This window comes from Kitasatospora sp. NPDC059827, assembly GCF_042731675.1.
GTDB lineage: Bacteria > Actinomycetota > Actinomycetes > Streptomycetales > Streptomycetaceae > Kitasatospora.
Genome location: NZ_JBHWIV010000059.1, coordinates 38,160 through 56,674, shown reverse-complemented (window position 1 = coordinate 56,674; position 18,515 = coordinate 38,160). Strand labels below are relative to the sequence as shown.

Here is an 18,515-nt window from a genome sequence, read left to right as displayed (position 1 = left end):
CCCGCGGGGCGGCGGCGGTCTGCCCGGGGGCGCCGCCTTCCGCGTTCCACCGTGCGCGGCACCGGCCGGACAGGGCCTAGCGCGCGGCGCCGTCCGGGGTGACCGGGTCCGGGCCCGCGTGGGCGTCGCCCTCCATCGGCACCTCCTGGCCGCTCGTCCGGTCCACCACCGTCCGCCCGGCCAGCGGCGAGCGCAGGTCGACGGAGACGGCCTGCCGCTTGGCCATCGCGGTGCAGACGTGCCCGGGCTGGACGGTCGGCGGGCCCGGCACGATCACCACGCCCACCTGGCCCGGCTGCGACTCGTCCGCCTTCACCGCGTACGTGGTGCAGACCCCGCCGAAGAAGTAGACGGTCAGCTTGTTGCTGCCGTCCAGCCGGTAGCCGGTCGGCGGCCGGACGTTGGAGTTGGCCGGGCCGCCACCGGCCGGGTTGGGCTCACCGGGGGCGATCCCGTTGGGCGGGGGAGTGGCCGGCGTCGTGGGCCGCCCGGGTGCGGGCTCGGCCGGGGTCGGCGTCGCCTTGCCCGACGGGCCCCCCGCGGGCGCCGGCGCGGACGGCGAGCCGGAGTCCGCCGGGGCCGTCGGGGAACCGCTCGGCGGGGCCGAGCTGCTCACGGAGGCCGTGGCGGTGCTCGCCGCCGAGTCCCCGGAGCCCTTGCCGCCGTCGTTGCAGCCGGCCAGGGTCACCACCGCCGCCAGCGCGGCCACCGCCAGGGCCACCGCCCGCCGACCGCGGCGGGGCATCGTCTCCAGATCCATCTGCGCATCCTCCCGAGGGCTCAGCGGGGCGGCCTCCTCGGCCGCACCGCGCGGATGTGACGTGCCCCGGTCGGATCCGGTTCCCCGGTCCTCACATGCCGTACTCGGCCATCCCGGCGACCAGCCGCTGCGCCCCGGACGGCACCCGGACGCCGACGGACGCGGGGGCGGCGGGCTCCGGCCCGGCCGTCACCACCGGCCAGAACCGGCGCAGCCGCCGGGAGGAGCGGACCAGCGCGTCGAGGGTCTCGGTGTCCGCGTCGGCCCGGCGGGCGCTCGGCGGGAAGGGGTCGGACATCATCGGGCATCGCTCCGATCAAGGGCCGTGGCCGCATCGCCACGGTCGAGGACGGGCCCCGCCCGATCGCGGCAGGGCTCCATGGGGCCGACCCTAGGCCCGGCCCGGTGGGCCCACCAGTGCTACCCGGAGGTAGTACACGTTGGGGGGTCCGGGGTGCCACCATGGCGGGGAAGGCGACCGGCAGCTTGCGGGACTCTTGCTGGCGTGCCGTGCCGGACGGGTACCGTGAGTGGGTTCACTCGCCCCCGCTGGCCCTGTTGCCATCCTGAGGAGACCCCCGTGCGTATCGCCGTCGCCGGCTCGATCGCCACCGACCACCTGATGACGTTCCCCGGTCGGTTCGCCGACCAGCTCGTCGCCGAGCAGCTGCACACCGTGTCGCTGTCCTTCCTGGTCGACGCCCTGGACATCCGCCGCGGTGGCGTCGCGCCGAACATCGCGTTCGGCATGGGCGTGCTCGGGCTCCGGCCGATCCTGGTCGGCGCCGCCGGCGCGGACTTCGCCGAGTACCGCAGCTGGCTGGAGCGCAACAACGTGGACTGCAACTCCGTCCACATCTCCGAGACCCGGCACACCGCCCGCTTCATGTGCACCACGGACGAGGACCACAACCAGATCGCCTCGTTCTACACCGGTGCCATGGCCGAGGCCCGCAACATCGAGCTCAAGCCGATCGCCGACCGCGTCGGCGGTCTCGACCTCGTCCTGGTCGGCGCCGACGACCCCCAGGGCATGGTCCGCCACACCCAGGAGTGCCGCACCCGCGGTTACGCCTTCGCGGCCGACCCCTCCCAGCAGCTGGCCCGCCTGGACGGCGAGGACATCCGCGAGCTGGTGGACGGCGCCTCGTACCTCTTCACCAACGAGTACGAGGCCGCGCTGATCGAGACCAAGACCGGCTGGGACGCCGAGGAGCTGCTCACCCGCGTCGGCACCCGGGTCACCACCCTGGGCAGCAAGGGCGTCCGGATCGAGCGCAAGGGCGAGGCCCCGATCGTGGTCGGCTGCCCGGCCGAGGAGGCCAAGGTCGACCCGACCGGCGTCGGCGACGCCTTCCGGGCCGGCTTCCTGTCCGGGCTGTCCTGGGGCCTCGACCTGGAGCGCGCCGCCCAGCTCGGCTGCATGCTCGCCACCCTGGTGATCGAGACCGTCGGCACCCAGGAGTACGACCTGCGTCCGGCCGCCTTCCTCAAGCGGATCGAGGACGCCTACGGGGCCGAGGCCGCTGCGGAGATCCGCACCCACCTGGTCTAGCGGACGGGCCCTGGTCGTCCGCCCCGGTCAGGAGCGGCGCACCACCAGGTAGGCCGAGCCCCGGTCGCCGCCGTAGTCGGCGGCCGGGGCCTCCCCGGCGTACTCCTGACCGCGCATCCCGCACCAGGCCGGGACGTCCAGCCGGGCCGCCTCGTCGTCCGCCAGCACGGCGACGGTGCCGCCCACCGGCACCTCGCCGATCCGCTTCGCCAGCTCGATCACCGGCAGCGGGCACCGTTTGCCGAGCGCGTCGATGACGAGCAGTGACCCGGCGTCGCCCGCCGGCGCCGGCAGGTCCAGCCCGAGCGGGGCGCGGACCCCGGCGACCACGTCCGGCAGCACGCCGAGGAAGCGCTCCACGTCGGCCTCGGCCGTCCCGTACGGCAGCGAGACCCGGACGTTGCCCTCGGTGAGTACGCCCATGGCGGCCAGCACGTGGCTCGGCGTCAGGGTGGAGGAGGTGCAGGAGGAGCCGGAGGAGACCGCGAAGCCCGCCCGGTCCAGCTCGGTCAGCAGCACCTCGCCGTCCACGTACAGGCAGGAGAAGGTGACGAGGTGCGGCAGCCGCCGCACCGGGTCGCCGACCACCTCGACCTCGGGCACCAGCTGCGGCACCCGGCCGCGGATCCGCTCCACCAGGGCGTGCAGCCGGGCGTTCTCCCGCTCGGCCTCCGCCCGGACGGCGCGCAGCGAGGCGGCCGCGGCCACGATCGCCGGGACGTTGACGTAGCCGGGCACCCGCCCGCCCTCGCGCTCGTCGGCCGGCAGCGGCGAGGCGTACCGGACGCCCTTGCGCACGGCGAGGACACCGACCCCGGGCGGTCCGCCCCACTTGTGGGCGCTCGCGGTCAGCAGCGACCAGCCCGCCGGGACGTCCATCCGTCCGGCGCTCTGCGCGGCGTCGACCAGCAGCGGAACCCCGGCTGCGGCGCACAGTTCGGCCACCTCGCCGACCGGCTGGACGGTGCCCACCTCGTGGTTGGCGCTCTGCAGGGCGGCCAGCGCGGTGTCGCTCCGCAGCAGGGCGCCGAAGGCCTGCGCGTCCACCCGCCCGGCGCGGTCCACCGGGGCCACCGAGACCTCGCCGCCGCCCGCCTCGTGGCGCTCGCCGACGTGCAGCACGCTGGAGTGCTCCACCGCGGAGTGCACCAGGTGCCCGCCGCGCCTGCGGTTCCCGGCCAGGGCGCCCAGCAGCCCGAGTTGGACGGCCTGCGTCCCGCTCGCGGTGAAGGAGATCTCGTCGGGCCGCGCGCCCAGGACGGCGGCGACCGTCTCGCGGGCGGCGTCCAGCAGCATCCGGGCCTGCCGGCCGGAGCGGTACAGCCGGGCCGGATCGGCCCAGCCCTCGTCCAGGGCGGCGGTCAGGGCCTGCCGCGCGACGGGGTGCAGAGGGGCCGTCGAGGCCACGTCGAAGTACACGGTCACATTTAACGACACACCCGGAGCCGTGCGGCTCGGTCCGCATTGCTCACCGGCCGTCAGTCGATCACCCCGAATGTCCGCTTCGTCCGGTACCGACGGGCCGTCACCCGCGTTGTTCGAGGTCATCCCCCGATCGGGCGTAAGGACCTCGAATGCCTGGGATGACCTGCGGCGCAGCGCCTGCCGGGCCTGATCGGGCGACCGGGCGGCGCGTTACCGGGGGCTGCCCGTCAGGAGCGCATAAGGCTGGAGTAGGGTTTGGCCCGCATAAGCATTCAAACCGTGCCCGTGGACGGGTCGCCGGAGGGGCTCACACTCCCCTCCCGGTGCGACGCGAAGGCGGGCGAGACTTCGGGAAGGCGCTACGTGAGTCCCAACGGCTCCGACCGCTCGCCGCGGCGCACGATGCGGCGGAAGCTGCCTCAGGCGCTGGCACTGGGCCTCGTCATCGCGACCGCCACCGGCTGCTCGGCCAACGACCTCCCCAGGCTTGGCCTCCCGAGTCCGGTCACGAAGGAAGGACCCATGGTCCTCCAGATGTGGCAGGGCTCCTGGATCGCGGCGCTGGTGGTCGGCGTACTGATGTGGGGTCTGATCATCTGGAGCGTGATCTTCCACCGGCGCAAGCGCACCGGCGTGGAGATCCCCCCGCAGACCCGGTACAACGTGCCCATCGAGGCGCTCTACACCGCGGTCCCCATCATCATCGTCTCGGTCCTCTTCTACTTCGTCGCCCGCGACGAGTCGAAGCTGACGCATGTCTCCGCGAAGCCGCAGCACTACGTCAACGTGGTCGGTTTCCAGTGGAGCTGGGCGTTCAACTACGAGAACACCGAGACCCCCGACCCGGCCAACAAGGACGCCGCGTACGAGGTCGGTACGCCCAAGGACGCTCCGACGCTCTGGCTGCCGGTCAACGAGACGGTGCAGTTCCGGCTCACCTCTCGTGACGTCATCCACGACTTCTGGCCCGTCAACTTCATGATGAAGATGGACGTCGTGCCGGGCGTGGTGAACAAGTTCGAGGTCACCCCGACCGTCAAGGGTGACTACATGGGCAAGTGCGCCGAGCTCTGCGGCGTCGACCACTCGCGCATGCTGTTCAACGTCAAGGTCGTCGACCGCGCCGACTACGACAAGCACCTGGCCGAGCTCCGCGCCAAGGGCCAGAACGGTGCGGTGCCTTCCGGCCTCATCAGCATGGGAAGTGAAGAGAAGTGACCATCCTCAACGAGCCCGCCGCGGCCGGCGGGGGCGCCGAGGCCGTCACGGTCGGGGCGCAGCGGACCCGCAAGCCGGGTTCGACCATCATCAAGTGGTTGACCACCACTGACCACAAGACGATCGGCACCCTGTACCTGGGCACGTCGTTCGCCTTCTTCCTGATCGGTGGCATCCTCGCCCTGGTCATGCGCGCCGAGCTGGCTCGTCCCGGGACCCAGATCCTGTCGAACGAGCAGTTCAACCAGGCGTTCACGATGCACGGCACGATCATGCTGCTGATGTTCGCGACGCCGCTGTTCGCGGGCTTCTCGAACTGGATCATGCCGCTCCAGATCGGCGCCCCGGACGTGGCGTTCCCGCGTCTGAACATGTTCGCGTACTGGCTGTACCTCTTCGGTTCGACCATCGCGGTGGCGGGCTTCGTGACCCCGAACGGCGCCGCCGACTTCGGCTGGTTCGCCTACTCCCCGCTGTCGGACGCGGTGCACTCGCCCGGCGTCGGCGGCGACATGTGGATCATGGGTCTGGCCTTCTCCGGCTTCGGCACGATCCTCGGTGCGGTCAACTTCATCACCACGATCATCTGCATGCGCGCTCCGGGCATGACGATGTTCCGGATGTCGATCTTCGTCTGGAACGTCCTGCTGACCTCGGTGCTGGTCCTGCTGGCCTTCCCGGTGCTGGCCGCCGCGCTGTTCGCCCTGGAGGCGGACCGCAAGTTCGGGGCCCACGTCTTCGATCCCGCCAACGGCGGGGCGATGCTGTGGCAACACCTGTTCTGGTTCTTCGGCCACCCCGAGGTGTACATCATCGCGCTGCCGTTCTTCGGCATCGTGTCGGAGATCATCCCGGTCTTCAGCCGCAAGCCGATGTTCGGCTACTCCGGCCTGATCGCGGCCACCATCGCGATCGCCGGTCTGTCCGTGACGGTGTGGGCGCACCACATGTACGTCACCGGGCAGGTGCTGCTGCCGTTCTTCTCCTTCATGACCTTCCTGATCGCGGTCCCGACCGGTGTGAAGTTCTTCAACTGGGTCGGCACCATGTGGAAGGGCTCGCTGAGCTTCGAGACGCCGATGCTCTGGACGGTCGGCTTCCTGGTCACCTTCCTCTTCGGTGGTCTGACCGGTGTCCTGCTGGCCTCGCCGCCGATCGACTTCCACGTCTCGGACTCGTACTTCGTCGTCGCCCACTTCCACTACGTGGTCTTCGGCACCGTCGTCTTCGCGATGTTCGCCGGCTTCCACTTCTGGTGGCCGAAGATGACCGGCAAGATGCTGGACGAGCGCCTCGGCAAGATCACCTTCTGGACGCTGTTCTTCGGCTTCCACACCACCTTCCTGGTGCAGCACTGGCTGGGCGCCGAGGGCATGCCCCGCCGCTACGCCGACTACCTGGCCTCGGACGGCTTCACCACCCTGAACACCGTCTCGACCATCGGCTCCTTCGTGCTCGGCCTGTCGATCCTGCCGTTCCTCTACAACGTCTGGAAGACCGCCAAGTACGGCGAGAAGGTCACCGCGGACGACCCGTGGGGCTTCGGCCGCTCCCTGGAGTGGGCGACCTCCTGCCCGCCGCCGCGGCACAACTTCCTCACCCTGCCCCGGATCCGCTCCGAATCCCCGGCCTTCGACCTCCACCACCCGGAGATCGCCGCGCTGGACTACCTGGAGAACCACGGCGAGCCGGCCAAGCACCTCGCGGGTGTGACCCCGGCGAAGTACGACGCCCCGAAGCTGGGCAAGGGCAAGCAGGAGGGTGACGCCTGATGAAGGAACAGGGAAAGATCTTCCTGGGCCTGTCGGTCTTCGTGCTGGCGATGGCCATCACGTACGGCCTGTGGACCAGCAACGCGAAGGACGGCCCGGGCCTGGAGGCCGCCGGCACCACCGCGCTGTTCCTGGCCTTCGCGCTCTGCGCGTTCATCGGCTACTACCTCGCCTTCACCGCCCGTCGGGTGGACAGCGGCGCGGGTGACAACCCCGAGGCCGAGGTCGCGGACGACGCCGGCGAGCTGGGCTTCTTCGCCCCGCACAGCTGGCAGCCGCTCTCGCTGGCGCTCGGTGGCGCGCTCGCGTTCATGGGCGTGATCTTCGGCTGGTGGCTGATGTTCTGGGCCGCCCCGATCATCCTGATCGGCATCTTCGGATGGGTCTTCGAGTTCTACCGGGGCGAGAACCAGAACCAGTAGGTTCCGCCTCCGGCGACAGGGCCGGTCCTCCCGTTACGGGAGGACCGGCCCTGCTGCGTCCCGGGGGTGAGCGCCTCACTCACCCGGGTGAACGGAGGGTCGCTCGGATGTCGCTCGCCCCAGGGCGTTCCTACGATCTGATCAATCGTACGAATCGTGCGAACCCCTCGGAGGCGGTCATGGCCGACAGGCGCACAATCGCAGGCATCGGCAGCATCTCGCTGGCGCTCGCAGTGCTGGCCCCGCTGGCCGCCTGCTCGTCCGGCCGGGACGAGGCCGTTGGGCCGCACCGGATCGACGCGGGACCGCTCGTCCACCTCTCGGCCGAGGGCAAGGTCGACCCCTCCAAGCCGGTCACCGTCACCGCGGTGGCGGGCAGCCGGCTCACCGACGTCACCGTGGTCGACCCGGACGGCCGGGTGGTGGCCGGCAAGCTCGCCGACGACCAGCACAGCTGGCAGACCACCGGCCGGTTGAGGGCGAACACCGCGTACGCCGTCCGGATCTCCGCCGACGACGGCCGGAACGGGCGCGGCGACACCACCCAGAACTTCTCCACCCTGGCCGCCCAGCGCCTGCTCACCGCCAAGCTCGGCCCGGACTCCTCGGGCAGCGGCGTCTACGGGGTGGGCCAGCCGCTCACCGCGCAGCTCTCCGAGGCGGTGAAGGACCCCCAGGCCCGCCAGGAGGTCGAACGGGCGCTGACCGTGACCTCCCAGCCCGCCGTCACCGGAGCCTGGTACTGGGTGGACGACAAGAACCTGCACTTCCGTCCGGAGGACTACTGGCCGACCGGTACGACCGTCTCGCTGGCCTTCGACGGCACCGGCAGCCGGATCTCGGACGGCCTCTACGGCGGCGACCGCAGCGCGTTGAAGCTGCGGATCGGCGCGCGGGTCGAGTCGGTGATCGACGCGGCCGCCCACGAACTCACCCTCAAGCGTGACGGCGTGACGGTCCGGACCATCCCGGTCACCACCGGGAAGCCCGGCTTCGACACCCGCAACGGCATCAAGGTGGTGCTCGGCCAGGAGCGTTCCGTCCGGATGAGCGGCGAGACGATCGGCATAGCGGCCGGCAGCTCCGAGTCCTACGACCTGGACGTGAAGTGGGCCACCCGGGTGACCTGGAGCGGCGAGTACGTCCACGCGGCGCCCTGGTCGGTCGGCTCCCAGGGCTACGAGAACGTCAGCCACGGCTGTACCGGGATGAGCACCGACAACGCCGAGTGGTTCTACGACAACACCCGGGTGGGGGACCTGGTGACGGTGGTGAACAGCCGCGGCGCCACCATGGAGCCCTTCGGCAACGGCTTCGGGGACTGGAACATCGACTGGACGGACTGGGTCAAGCACAGCGCCCTCGGACAGCCCCTCAGCACCACCGTCCCGCCCGGCCAGGCCCCCGCCGCGGGGATGATGCGGCCCGAGGTCTAGGTCTGTCCGGCCGAGGCCGTCTCCCCGGGCTCGGGCCGGGCCCTCAGGCCTGCGGGTAGGCCAGGCCCAGGGCGGTGACCACGGCGGCCAGGGCCTCCGGGTGGGACAGGCCCAGTCGGCTCGCGCGTTCGGCGTACTCGGCGGCGGCCTCGGCGGCCAGCCGGTGGGCGGCGTCCCCGGTGGCCGCGATCAGGGTGCCGCGCCGGCCGTGGGTCTCCACCACGCCGTCCGCCTCCAGCTCCTTGTAGGCCCGGGCGACCGTTCCGGCGGCCAGCCCCAGCTCCTCGGCGAGGGCCCGTACGGTGGGCAGCCGCAGCCCGGTCGGCAGCGCGCCGGAGCGGGCCCGCTCGGCGATCTGGGCGCGGATCTGCTCGTACGGGGGAGTGGCGGCGGCGGGGTCGACGGACAGCTGCACGGGTGGCTCCTGGGGACGCGGCGGGTGCGGGGCCGGCAGGGGGACTGGCAGAGGGGTACCGGCGGAGGGGCAAAGGCCGAGGGCCGCCGACCAGATGAACTCTGGTCAGCGGCCCTCGGGGTGACGCGGGCGCGTACGGGATCAGTGGTGGCCGTGGCCGCTGGTGATCTCGTGGTGCTCCTCGGCGGTGGGCTTGGGGATCTGGCTGCCCTCGCCGTAGAAGCCGCGGGAGAGCTTGGCCCGGGTGCGGGTGAGCGCGCCGGCCTTGCGGGCCACGCCGTTCTCGTCCGTCTGGGCCGGCAGCTCGACCGGCTGGTTCTGCTCGTGCGCCGTGAGGGTGTGCAGGTCCTTCGCCGGCAGCTGGGCGTGCACCTCGATGAACTCACCGTGCGGCAGGCGCTTGATGACGCCGGTCTCGCGGCCGTGCAGCACCTTCTCCTTGTCGCGGCGCTGGAGGCCGAGGCACCAGCGCTTGGTGACGATGAAGGTGACGACCGGCACCACGAAGAAGCCGGCGCGCACGAAGTAGGTGATCGAGTTGATCGACAGGTGCAGGTGGGTGGCGAACAGGTCGTTGCCACCACCGACCAGCAGCACCAGGTACAGGCTGATCCAGGCGGCACCCAGGGCGGTGCGGACCGGGGCGTTGCGCGGGCGGTCCAGGATGTGGTGCTCGCGCTTGTCGCCGGTGATCCAGCCCTCGATGAACGGGTAGACCGCGATCGCGACCAGGACCAGCGGGAAGATCATCAGCGGGACGAAGACACCCAGGTTCAGGGTGTGGCCCCACAGGCTGATCTCCCAGCCCGGCATGACGCGGATCAGGCCCTCGGAGAAGCCCATGTACCAGTCGGGCTGGGCGTCGGTCGACACCTGGTCCGGACGGTACGGGCCGTACGCCCAGATCGGGTTGATCGTGGCGATCGCCGAGATGGCGGCGATGATGCCGAAGACCAGGAAGAAGAAGCCACCGGCCTTGGCCATGTAGACCGGCATCAGCGGCATGCCGACGACGTTCTTCTCGGTCTTGCCCGGGCCCGCCCACTGGGTGTGCTTGTGGTAGAAGACCAGGATCAGGTGCGCGACCAGCAGGCCGAGCATGATGCCCGGGATCAGCAGGACGTGGATGGTGAAGAACCGCGGCACGATGTCGTGGCCGGGGAACTCGCCCCCGAACAGGAACATCTGGATGTAGGTGCCGACCAGCGGGACCGCGAGGATCGCGCCTTCCATGAAGCGGATACCGGTGCCCGACAGCAGGTCGTCCGGCAGCGAGTAGCCGAAGAAGCCGTCGAACATGCCGAGGACCAGCAGCAGGAAGCCGAAGACCCAGTTGATCTCGCGCGGCTTGCGGAACGCGCCCGTGAAGAACACGCGCATCATGTGCACGAGCATCGCGGCCACGAAGACCAGGGCGGCCCAGTGGTGGATCTGGCGGATCAGCAGACCGCCGCGGATCTCGAAGCTGATGTCCACCGTCGAGGCGTACGCCTCGGACATCCCGATGCCCTTGAGCGGCACGTACGAGCCGTTGTAGACGACCTCGGCCATCGACGGCTTGAAGAACAGCGTCAGGTAGACACCGGTCAGGATGATGATGACGAAGGTGTAGAGGCAGATCTCGCCCAGCATGAAGGACCAGTGGTCCGGGAAGATCTTGCGCAGGTTGGCCTTGGCGAGGGAGTAGATCCCCAGCCGGCCGTCCGTCCAGTCAGCCGCGGACTCCCACTTGTTGGCGGGGTTCGCACGCGTGCTGGAGGGCTTGGCGGCACCGGTCTTGGTGCTGCTCGCGCTACTCATCGAGCACGCTCCCAGAAGCTCGGGCCGACAGGCTTCTCGAAGTCGCCGGTGGCGATCAGGTTGCCCTGCTCGTCAGTGGTGATCTTCAGCTGCGGCAGCGGGTGGCCGGCGGGGCCGAAGATGACGCGCGCGCCGTCCGCCAGGTCGAAGGTCGACTGGTGGCAGGGGCAGAGCGCGTGGTGGGTCTGCTGCTCGTACAGGCTGATCGGGCAGCCGACGTGGGTGCAGATCTTGGAGTAGGCGAGGATGCCCTCGAAGCCCAGCTCCTTGGACTTGTCGTCCTTGATGTCCTCCGGCGCGATGCGCACCAGCATCAGGGCGTCCTTGGCGATGCGCTGCTGGAAGTCCTCGTCGTGCGTGGTGAGCCCCTCCGGCATCGCGAAGGTCAGCGAGCCGATCACGAGGTCCTCGGGCTTCATCGGCTGCATGGTGCTCATGTTGACGAGCTGCACCGGCTTTGCCGGGGTGGCCTCCTTCCAGCCCGTCTCCTGGAGCTTCTTCTCCGGCAGCGGGCCCAGGTCGCGGAGCAGGACCACGCCGGAGAGCGGGACCAGTGCCATCGACCCGATGAGGGTGTTGCGGATCATCTTGCGGCGACCGAAGCCGGACTCGGCGGCACCGGTCTTGAACTGGTCGATGACGTCGTTGCGGACCTCGTCGGAGGCCTCGATCGGGTGACGCTCGGCCGGCAGCTCGACGTCCGACATCAGGGTGCGGGCCCAGTGGACCGCGCCCGCGCCGATCATGAACAGCGCGACGCCCAGGGTCAGGCCGAGCGCGAAGTTCAGCGCGCTGACGTGGCCCAGCGGGAAGATGTAGACGATCTTGTCCGGGTCGATGGCCACGTACGAGGCGATGAAGCCGATCGTCGCGAGCATCGAGACCACGAACATCAGCGAGACCTGGCGCTCGGCCCGCTTGGCGGCCTGCTCGTCGATGTCGGTGCGGCGGGGCTCGTGGGCCGGCAGGCCCGGGTCGGCGAACGGGTGGCCGTGGTCGGCCACCTCGCCGGCGGAGCCGTGCGGCTCCGGGAGCTTCTCTTCTGACATGTCGTGGCTCATGACTTCTTGGCCTTGGTGGTGTGGGCGGCGACCCAGATCGCGACCGCGATGAGCGTGCCGAGGCCGAAGATCCAGCCGAACAGACCCTCGGTCACCGGACCGAGGCTGCCCAGGGTGAGACCGCCGGGGTTGGGCTCATCGTTGGTGGTGTGGCGGACGAAGGCCACGATCTGCTTCTTCTGCTCCTCGGGCATGGTGCTGTCCGGGAACGACGGCATCTGCTGCGGGCCGGTCTGCATGGCCTCGTAGATGTGCTTGGCGTCCACGCCCTCCAGCGACGGGGCGTACTTGCCCTTCGTCAGGGCACCGCCCTGGCCGGCGAAGTTGTGGCACTGGGCGCAGTTGGTGCGGAACAGCTCGCCACCCTTGGAGATGTCGTCCGGGTTGGTCGAGGTGTACTGCTTCGCGTCCGGCGTGATCGGGCCGGGGCCGAGCGACTGGACGAACGCGGCGAGCTGGTCGATCTCGCTCTGGCTGTAGATGGCCTTCTTGCGCGGCACCTGGGCACCGGGCTGCTGGGCCGGCATGCGACCGGTGCCGACCTGGAAGTCGACAGCGGCGGAGCCCACGCCGACCAGGCTCGGACCGTCGCTGCTGCCCTGGCCGTTCAGGCCGTGGCAGGAGGAGCAGCCCACGGCGAAGAGCTTCTTGCCCTCATCGATCGCGAGCGACTGCGCGGCGACGTCGGCCTGCGCCTTGTCGGCGGGCGCGAACGCGGCGTACAGCCCCCCGGTTGCCGCCAGGGCGAGAAGTAGGACGACCAGCGCCGCCAATGGGTGGCGCCGTCGTGCGGAGAGCTTTTTCACGGAATAACCCCGGTGTCAGGATCTGGTCGACTGGTGGGTGCACCCGGCGGCCGGTCTGGCCGGCACGAGGTTGCCTGTCCAAGGCTGCGCGCGCGGTCGGTCGGTGGGAGCGTCGGCACCGGCAGAAGCGGCCCGTCGCCGGTGAGGGCGGGGGCCGCTGCCGGTGGCCAGCGACCTGATCAGCTGGTTACTTGATCAGGTAGATGGTCGCGAACAGGCCGATCCACACGACGTCGACGAAGTGCCAGTAGTAGGACACGACGATCGCGGCGGTGGCCTGCTCGTGCGTGAAGCGCTTGGCTGCGTACGTCCGTCCCAGGACCAGCAGGAAGGCGATCAGACCGCCCGTCACGTGCAGACCGTGGAAGCCGGTGGTCAGGTAGAACACCGTGCCGTACGGGTCGGAGGACAGCGAGAGGCCGTCGTTCTTGACCAGCTCGGTGTACTCGTAGACCTGGCCGCCGATGAAGATCGCGCCCATGAAGAACGTGAGGGCAAACCACCCGCGGAGCTTCTTCACGTCACCGCGCTCGGCGGCGAACACGCCGAGCTGGCAGGTGAGCGAGGAGAGCACCAGGATCGTGGTGTTGATCGAGGAGAACGTCACGTTGAGGGCGTGCGCCTTCTCGGCCCAGAACTCGGCTCCCTTGACGGAGCGGAGCGTGAAGTACATCGCGAAGAGGGCCGCGAAGAACATCAGCTCGGAACTGAGCCAGACGATCGTTCCGACGCTGACCATGTTCGGTCGATTGACCGATCCGTGCGCGTGCCCGGTTTCTGTTGCTGTTGCTGTCGCCACGACGGACATTATGTCGGTCCCTTATTCCGTCTTCACGTCGGGGGGTGTCCCTCGGAGTGTCCGGTGCGTGCGGTATGCCCGCTTGAAGGGCGACGGAGGGTCCGGACGAGGGCTGAGCAGCGGCGTGTCCCTTTTCTGACGGTTCCTCGGAAGGGCCCGCGACCCCGTTGCCCGGCGCGTCGTTGCACGGTCGGCCCAGTGTCCTGCCGTAGGGGGACGGGGCGCCGCATCCGCCGTCCGGGTGGACCGGGCGGGTCCGGGTGACGGGCCGTCCTCCGAGCGGGTGAGTCACGGGCGCGGCGGCTTGAGGGGGAACGTGCGCGAGGGGGACCGGCGACGGGGGAAACGGGAGTAGCATCCGGATCAGGTGAACGTGGTCCGGATCACACTTGAGGGAGCAGGGTCCATGGCGTACACGACCGACGAGACGCTCACCGTCCTCGTCTACAGCGACGACCGCAACACCCGCGAGCAGGTGCTGACGGCGCTCGGCCGTCGCCCCGCCGAGGATCTTCCGGAGCTGTCCTACCTCGAATGCGCGACCACCCCCGCGGTGATCAAGGCGCTGGAGAAGGGCGGCGTCGACCTGTGCGTGCTGGACGGCGAGGCGGTGCCGGCCGGCGGCCTCGGCCTCGGGCGCCAGCTCAAGGACGAGATCTACGGGTGCCCGCCGGTGCTGGTGCTGATCGGCCGGCCGCAGGACTCCTGGCTCGCCGCCTGGAGCCGGGCCGATGCCGCGATCTCCCACCCGGTCGAGCCGGTGGCGCTGGCCGAGGCGGTCGCCACCCTGCTGCGGGCCCGGCTGGCCAAGCGGGCTCCGGCCACGCGTTGAGCGGTGCCGTCCCAAGAGGTGCCGTCTCAGTACTGGAGAAGACGGCTCCGTAGGCACCCCGCCGCTCGATAGGCTGGCTCCATCCGTACGGACGTCCCCCCGGTGCGGGGGAACCGACAACAGCTGGAGTCAGCCATGGTGAACGTGAACCCTGCGAACGGTGGTACCGACCCCGCGCAGGTGGTCCGCACCTGGCCGGACATCCTGGCGGCTCTGTTGAAGGGGGAGGACCTCGACCGCTCGTCCACCGCGTGGGCGATGGACCGGATCATGAGCGGCGAGGCGTCCCCCGTCCAGGTGGCCGGGTTCATGGTGGCGCTGCGGGCCAAGGGCGAGACGGTCGACGAGATCGCCGGCCTGGTGGACGCGATGTACGACCACGCCGAGCCGCTGGACATCCCCGGCCCGGCGGTCGACATCGTCGGCACCGGCGGGGACCGGGCGAAGACCGTCAACATCTCGACCATGTCGGCGATCGTCGCCGCGGCGGCCGGGGCCAAGGTGGTCAAGCACGGCAACCGGGCGGCCTCCTCGTCCAGCGGCTCCTCGGACGTGCTGGAGAAGCTCGGGGTGGCGCTGGACCTCTCCTCCCGGCGGGTGGCCCAGGTGGCCGAGGAGGTCGGGCTCACCTTCTGCTTCGCGGCGAAGTTCCACCCCTCGATGCGGCACGCCGCCACCGCGCGGCGCGACCTCGGGGTGCCCACCGCCTTCAACATCCTCGGCCCGCTGACCAATCCGGCGAAGGTCACCTCGCACGCGATCGGCTGCTTCGACACCCGGCTGGCCGGGCTGATCGCCGGGGTGCTCGCCCGGCGCGGGGCGACCGCGCTGGTGTTCCGCGGCGACGACGGGCTGGACGAGCTGACCATCACCACCACCTCGCGGGTCTGGGTGGTGCGCGACGGCGTGGTCACCGAGACCACGTTCGACCCGCGGGACGTCGGCATCGAGCTGGTCGGCATCGAGGCGCTGCGCGGGGCCGACGCCGCGTACAACGCCGAGGTCGCGCGCCGGCTGCTGGCCGGGGAGCGCGGGCCGGTGCGGGACGCCGTCCTGCTGAACACGGCGGCGGCGCTGGTCGCGCTGGAGCTGGGCGACGCCCCGCTGGCGGAGCAGCTCGCGGCGGGCATGGTGCGGGCGGCCGAGGCGATCGACTCCGGCCGGGCGCAGGACCTGCTGCGGCGCTGGTCCGAGGCCACCAGCCGGATCTGAGGCGGTAGTTGAGGGCCCGTGTCGATGCGTCGACACGGGCCCTTCGGCTGCCCGCCCCGAGCGGAAGGGGCGCGCCGAGGAGGCTGTCCGGATGGTGGATGCCTGTTTGACCGTCCGACGTACCCGACCTAGAGTCTTGGCCAGGTCATGAGTGACAGCGCGAAGCCCCAGCTTGCTGTCCGGCAACCCTCCGTCCGTGGCGGGGTGCCCTGGGTGAGGACCGGGTCGCCGGGCAAGCCGTCCGCGCGACAAGCGCGGACACCGGACGATCAGCACTCCCGGGGTCCCTTACCCGTGAAGGAGTGCATCCTCATGTCCCTCTCCCTCGGAACCACCGCCCCGCTCGCCGTCCTCGGCCACGACGTCGAGGTCCCGCTCGCCAGCGGTGAGAAGGTCGGCTACGCGGCGCTCGACTACGCGGCCAGCGCGCCGGCCCTCCAGCGGGTGTGGGACGACGTCGCCGCCTACGCCCCCTACTACGGCAGCGTGCACCGCGGCGCCGGCTACCTCTCCCAGCTGTCCACCGACCTGTTCGAGCAGAGCCGCCGGACCGTCGCCGAGTTCCTCGACCTGCGCGAGGACGACCAGGTGGTCTTCACCCGCGCCACCACCGACTCGCTCAACCTGCTGGCCGCCGCCGTCCCGGCCGGCACCCGGGTGTTCGCCTTCGAGACCGAGCACCACGCCTCGCTGCTGCCGTGGGCGCACGCCGGGCTGGAGGTCGGCTACCTGCGGGCGCCGCGCTCGCGGGCCGAGGCGGTGGCCGCGCTGGAGGAGGCGCTGGCCGCGGCGCCGGAGGGCCCGAAGCTGCTGTGCGTCACCGGCGCCTCCAACGTGACCGGCGAGCTGTGGCCGGTCGCCGAACTGACCGAGACCGCGCACCGGTACGGCGCCCGGGTGGTGCTGGACGCCGCCCAGCTGGCCCCGCACCACCGGGTCTCGGTGCGCGAACTGGGCGTCGACTGGATCGCCTTCTCCGGCCACAAGCTGTACGCGCCGTTCGGCGCCGGGGTGCTGGCCGGGCGCTCCGACTGGCTGGACGCGGCCGAGCCCTACCTGGCCGGCGGCGGGGCGACCCGGACGGTGGCCCGGGAGCTGGACGGCTCGGTGGCGGTGCAGTGGCACACCGGCCCGGCCCGGCACGAGGCCGGCTCGCCGAACGTCATCGGCGCCTACGCGATCGCCTCGGCCTGTCGGGCGCTCACCGAGGCCGGCTTCGACGCGCTGGAGGCCCGGGAGCGGGAGCTGGTCGAGCGGCTGACGGCGGGGCTGGCGGAGATCCCCGAGGTCCGGGTGCTGAACCTGTTCGGGACGGGCTCGGCCCGGGTGGGCGTGCTGTCCTTCGTCGTCCGGGGCTGGAACAGCTCGCACTTCTCGGCCGCGCTGTCCGCCGAGTACGGCATCGGCGTGCGCGACGGGCTGTTCTGCGCCCACCCGCTGGTGCGCACCCTGCTCGGGGACGAGGACGTGGCGCCCTCCGAGTGCGGGGCGCCCGAGCCCTCGCTGCCCGGTGAGCGCAGCCTGAACGCGATCCGGGTGAGCTTCGGCGCCGGCACGCCGGACGAGCACGTCGAGCGCTTCCTGGCCGCGGTCCGCGAGCTGGTCTCGGACGGCGCGGCGTGGAACTACCGCAACGAGGGCGGCCGTTGCGTGGCCGACACGCGTCGCGCGAGTTGAGTCCTACTCGTCCAGGCCGAGGGCGAAGGCCGCTTCCAGGTCGTGCTGGGAGTAGGTGCGGAAGGCGATCTGGGTCTCGGTGTGGGCCACGCCCGGGACCTTGTTGAGCCGGCCCGGGATGACCTCGGCCAGGTCGTCGTGGCGGCGCACCCGGACCATCGCCACCAGGTCGTACCCGCCGGTCACCGAGTACACCTCGCTGACGCCCTCGATCGCGGCGATGGCCTCGGCGATCTCAGGGATGCGGTCGACACTGGTCTTGATCAGGACGATGGCGGTGATCACAGTTCGGGCTCCTTGATGGGGTGCGGCCAGCGTATCGGGCCTCAGCCGGGGCGTCTCGGGGGGTGGCCGACCACCGTGCAGGCGTACAGGAAGCCCGCCGAGAAGCCGATCACGTGCACCAGGTAGGCCACCCCGGGTCCGGCCGAGTGCACCGACCACCACTGCAGGGCGAACCAGAGGCCGAGCACCAGCCAGGCCGGGAAGCGCAGCGGGAGGAAGAGGAGCAGCGGGACGAGGGTGGTCACCCGGGCCCGCGGGTGGAAGCGCAGGTAGGCGCCGAGCACGGCGGAGATCGCGCCCGAGGCGCCGATCAGGACCCGGGTGGAGTCGGGCGAGTGCGCCTCGGCGAGCGCGAAGCCGTACGAGGCGGTGCAGCCGGCGGCCAGGTAGAAGAGGAGGTACCTGGCCCGGCCGACCCGGCGCTCGACGGTCGGGCCGAAGACGTGCAGGAAGAGCAGGTTGCCCAGCAGGTGCAGCCAGCCGGCGTGCAGGAAGAGGCCGGTGAGGGCGGACACCGCCGGGTGCTTGCCGGGGGTGGGGGCGGCGGGGCAGCCGGGGACCGGGTCGGGGGCCTCGGCCAGGTGCCCGGCGGTCAGCGGGTGGCCGGTCAGCAGTTCGGCGGGGACGGCGCCCCAGCGCTGCTCGTACCGCTGCTCGGCGCAGATCCGGGCCTGGCCGGTGCCGTACAGGGGGTTGAGGCCGGCCGCCGGGCCGAGCAGGAAGACCAGGGTGTTGACCGCGATCAGGGCGTAGGTGACCGCCGGGGCGGGCAGCGCCGGGCGGCCGTCCCGCGCGTCGGTGTGGTCGGGGGCCGTGAGCGCCATGCGGCCAAGCATCCCTCCGGGCGCGGCAGGTGACACGGCGGTTTACGGCAGGTGGACTACTGGTCCGTCCGGCGGGGCGGGACGGACTCCGGTCATCTCAGCTGACCGGTGGTCCTCGTGGTTGCCCCAGGCAATAGGCTTGGGGCGGGCATTCCCGCCTCCCGCCGCCGACGCCGGGGCACCGGGGGAGCGCCCAGCCCGCCCAGGGACCAGCCG

Annotated in this window: 18 protein-coding genes and 1 riboswitch; of the genes, 8 read left to right on the top strand and 10 right to left on the bottom strand. The window is 71.2% G+C overall.

What is annotated here, in order from left to right:
- Window positions 1-76 precede the first annotated feature (76 nt).
- Both ACFV8H_RS29515 and ACFV8H_RS29510 read right to left on the bottom strand, forming a co-directional pair.
- Complete coding sequence (locus tag ACFV8H_RS29515) at window positions 77-760, bottom strand: hypothetical protein (protein WP_380405961.1); 684 nt, start codon at window positions 758-760, stop codon at window positions 77-79.
- A gap of 91 nt (window positions 761-851) precedes the next feature.
- Window positions 852-1,061 carry a hypothetical protein gene (locus ACFV8H_RS29510; RefSeq protein WP_380405958.1) on the bottom strand — a complete coding sequence of 70 codons (210 nt, stop codon included), beginning with the start codon at window positions 1,059-1,061 and terminating at the stop codon, window positions 852-854.
- Between the two features lie 279 nt (window positions 1,062-1,340).
- Between ACFV8H_RS29510 and ACFV8H_RS29505 the strand changes: the two genes are divergently transcribed.
- Window positions 1,341-2,315 carry a carbohydrate kinase family protein gene (locus tag ACFV8H_RS29505; protein ID WP_375897352.1) on the top strand — a complete coding sequence of 325 codons (975 nt, stop codon included), beginning with the start codon at window positions 1,341-1,343 and terminating at the stop codon, window positions 2,313-2,315.
- Window positions 2,316-2,342: 27 nt separating this feature from the next.
- Here ACFV8H_RS29505 and ACFV8H_RS29500 read toward each other — a convergent pair whose 3' ends face one another.
- Entirely contained in the window at window positions 2,343-3,734 is a 1,392-nt protein-coding gene (locus ACFV8H_RS29500) for a cysteine desulfurase/sulfurtransferase TusA family protein (RefSeq protein WP_380405955.1), read from the bottom strand.
- 369 nt (window positions 3,735-4,103) lie between these two features.
- Here ACFV8H_RS29500 and coxB point away from each other — a divergent pair, with 369 nt between their 5' ends.
- The 4 genes from coxB (at window position 4,104) to ACFV8H_RS29480 (ending at window position 8,588) form a co-directional block, all read left to right on the top strand.
- Window positions 4,104-4,958 (top strand): cytochrome c oxidase subunit II, encoded by an 855-nt coding sequence (coxB, locus tag ACFV8H_RS29495; protein ID WP_380405952.1) that lies wholly within the window; start codon window positions 4,104-4,106, stop codon window positions 4,956-4,958.
- Window positions 4,955-6,730: a cytochrome c oxidase subunit I gene (ctaD, locus tag ACFV8H_RS29490; RefSeq protein ID WP_375893317.1), complete on the top strand. Its 1,776-nt coding sequence runs from the start codon at window positions 4,955-4,957 to the stop codon at window positions 6,728-6,730. The genes coxB and ctaD overlap by 4 nt, the downstream gene beginning before the upstream one ends.
- Window positions 6,730-7,152 carry a cytochrome c oxidase subunit 4 gene (locus ACFV8H_RS29485; protein ID WP_375893315.1) on the top strand — a complete coding sequence of 141 codons (423 nt, stop codon included), beginning with the start codon at window positions 6,730-6,732 and terminating at the stop codon, window positions 7,150-7,152. Before ctaD ends, ACFV8H_RS29485 begins: the two co-directional genes overlap by 1 nt.
- 179 nt (window positions 7,153-7,331) lie before the next feature.
- Window positions 7,332-8,588, top strand: a complete 1,257-nt coding sequence (locus tag ACFV8H_RS29480) for an Ig-like domain-containing protein (protein ID WP_375893314.1) — start codon at window positions 7,332-7,334, stop codon at window positions 8,586-8,588.
- Between the two features lie 43 nt (window positions 8,589-8,631).
- Here ACFV8H_RS29480 and ACFV8H_RS29475 read toward each other — a convergent pair whose 3' ends face one another.
- The 5 genes from ACFV8H_RS29475 to ACFV8H_RS29455 all read right to left on the bottom strand — a co-directional run bounded on the left by ACFV8H_RS29475 (window position 8,632) and on the right by ACFV8H_RS29455 (window position 13,478).
- Window positions 8,632-9,003: a GntR family transcriptional regulator gene (locus ACFV8H_RS29475; RefSeq protein WP_375893312.1), complete on the bottom strand. Its 372-nt coding sequence runs from the start codon at window positions 9,001-9,003 to the stop codon at window positions 8,632-8,634.
- 141 nt (window positions 9,004-9,144) lie between these two features.
- Window positions 9,145-10,803 carry a cytochrome bc complex cytochrome b subunit gene (locus ACFV8H_RS29470; protein WP_375893311.1) on the bottom strand — a complete coding sequence of 553 codons (1,659 nt, stop codon included), beginning with the start codon at window positions 10,801-10,803 and terminating at the stop codon, window positions 9,145-9,147.
- The gene (locus ACFV8H_RS29465) at window positions 10,800-11,852 is read right to left on the bottom strand and encodes a Rieske 2Fe-2S domain-containing protein (protein WP_380405946.1); all 1,053 of its coding nucleotides are present in this window, start codon (window positions 11,850-11,852) and stop codon (window positions 10,800-10,802) included. Before ACFV8H_RS29465 ends, ACFV8H_RS29470 begins: the two co-directional genes overlap by 4 nt.
- 8 nt (window positions 11,853-11,860) lie before the next feature.
- The gene (locus ACFV8H_RS29460; RefSeq protein WP_375893308.1) at window positions 11,861-12,670 is read right to left on the bottom strand and encodes a c-type cytochrome; all 810 of its coding nucleotides are present in this window, start codon (window positions 12,668-12,670) and stop codon (window positions 11,861-11,863) included.
- 187 nt (window positions 12,671-12,857) lie between these two features.
- Window positions 12,858-13,478 carry a heme-copper oxidase subunit III gene (locus ACFV8H_RS29455; RefSeq protein ID WP_375893306.1) on the bottom strand — a complete coding sequence of 207 codons (621 nt, stop codon included), beginning with the start codon at window positions 13,476-13,478 and terminating at the stop codon, window positions 12,858-12,860.
- A gap of 397 nt (window positions 13,479-13,875) precedes the next feature.
- Between ACFV8H_RS29455 and ACFV8H_RS29450 the strand changes: the two genes are divergently transcribed.
- From ACFV8H_RS29450 to ACFV8H_RS29440, 3 genes are all read left to right on the top strand, one after another.
- Window positions 13,876-14,301 (top strand): hypothetical protein, encoded by a 426-nt coding sequence (locus ACFV8H_RS29450; protein WP_375893304.1) that lies wholly within the window; start codon window positions 13,876-13,878, stop codon window positions 14,299-14,301.
- Between the two features lie 135 nt (window positions 14,302-14,436).
- Window positions 14,437-15,513: an anthranilate phosphoribosyltransferase gene (gene trpD / locus ACFV8H_RS29445; RefSeq protein ID WP_375893302.1), complete on the top strand. Its 1,077-nt coding sequence runs from the start codon at window positions 14,437-14,439 to the stop codon at window positions 15,511-15,513.
- Window positions 15,514-15,656: 143 nt separating this feature from the next.
- Window positions 15,657-15,774, top strand: a riboswitch (SAM riboswitch).
- A 51-nt stretch (window positions 15,775-15,825) separates the two neighbouring features.
- Entirely contained in the window at window positions 15,826-17,190 is a 1,365-nt protein-coding gene (locus ACFV8H_RS29440; protein ID WP_380405942.1) for an aminotransferase class V-fold PLP-dependent enzyme, read from the top strand.
- Between the two features lie 3 nt (window positions 17,191-17,193).
- Here the strand turns inward: ACFV8H_RS29440 and ACFV8H_RS29435 are convergent, their stop codons facing one another.
- Together ACFV8H_RS29435 and ACFV8H_RS29430 are read right to left on the bottom strand one after the other, a co-directional pair.
- Complete coding sequence (locus ACFV8H_RS29435) at window positions 17,194-17,475, bottom strand: Lrp/AsnC ligand binding domain-containing protein (RefSeq protein WP_030240061.1); 282 nt, start codon at window positions 17,473-17,475, stop codon at window positions 17,194-17,196.
- A gap of 41 nt (window positions 17,476-17,516) precedes the next feature.
- A complete protein-coding gene (locus ACFV8H_RS29430; RefSeq protein WP_380405939.1) occupies window positions 17,517-18,299 on the bottom strand; it encodes a rhomboid family intramembrane serine protease in 783 nt (260 codons plus the stop codon).
- Window positions 18,300-18,515 lie beyond the last annotated feature (216 nt).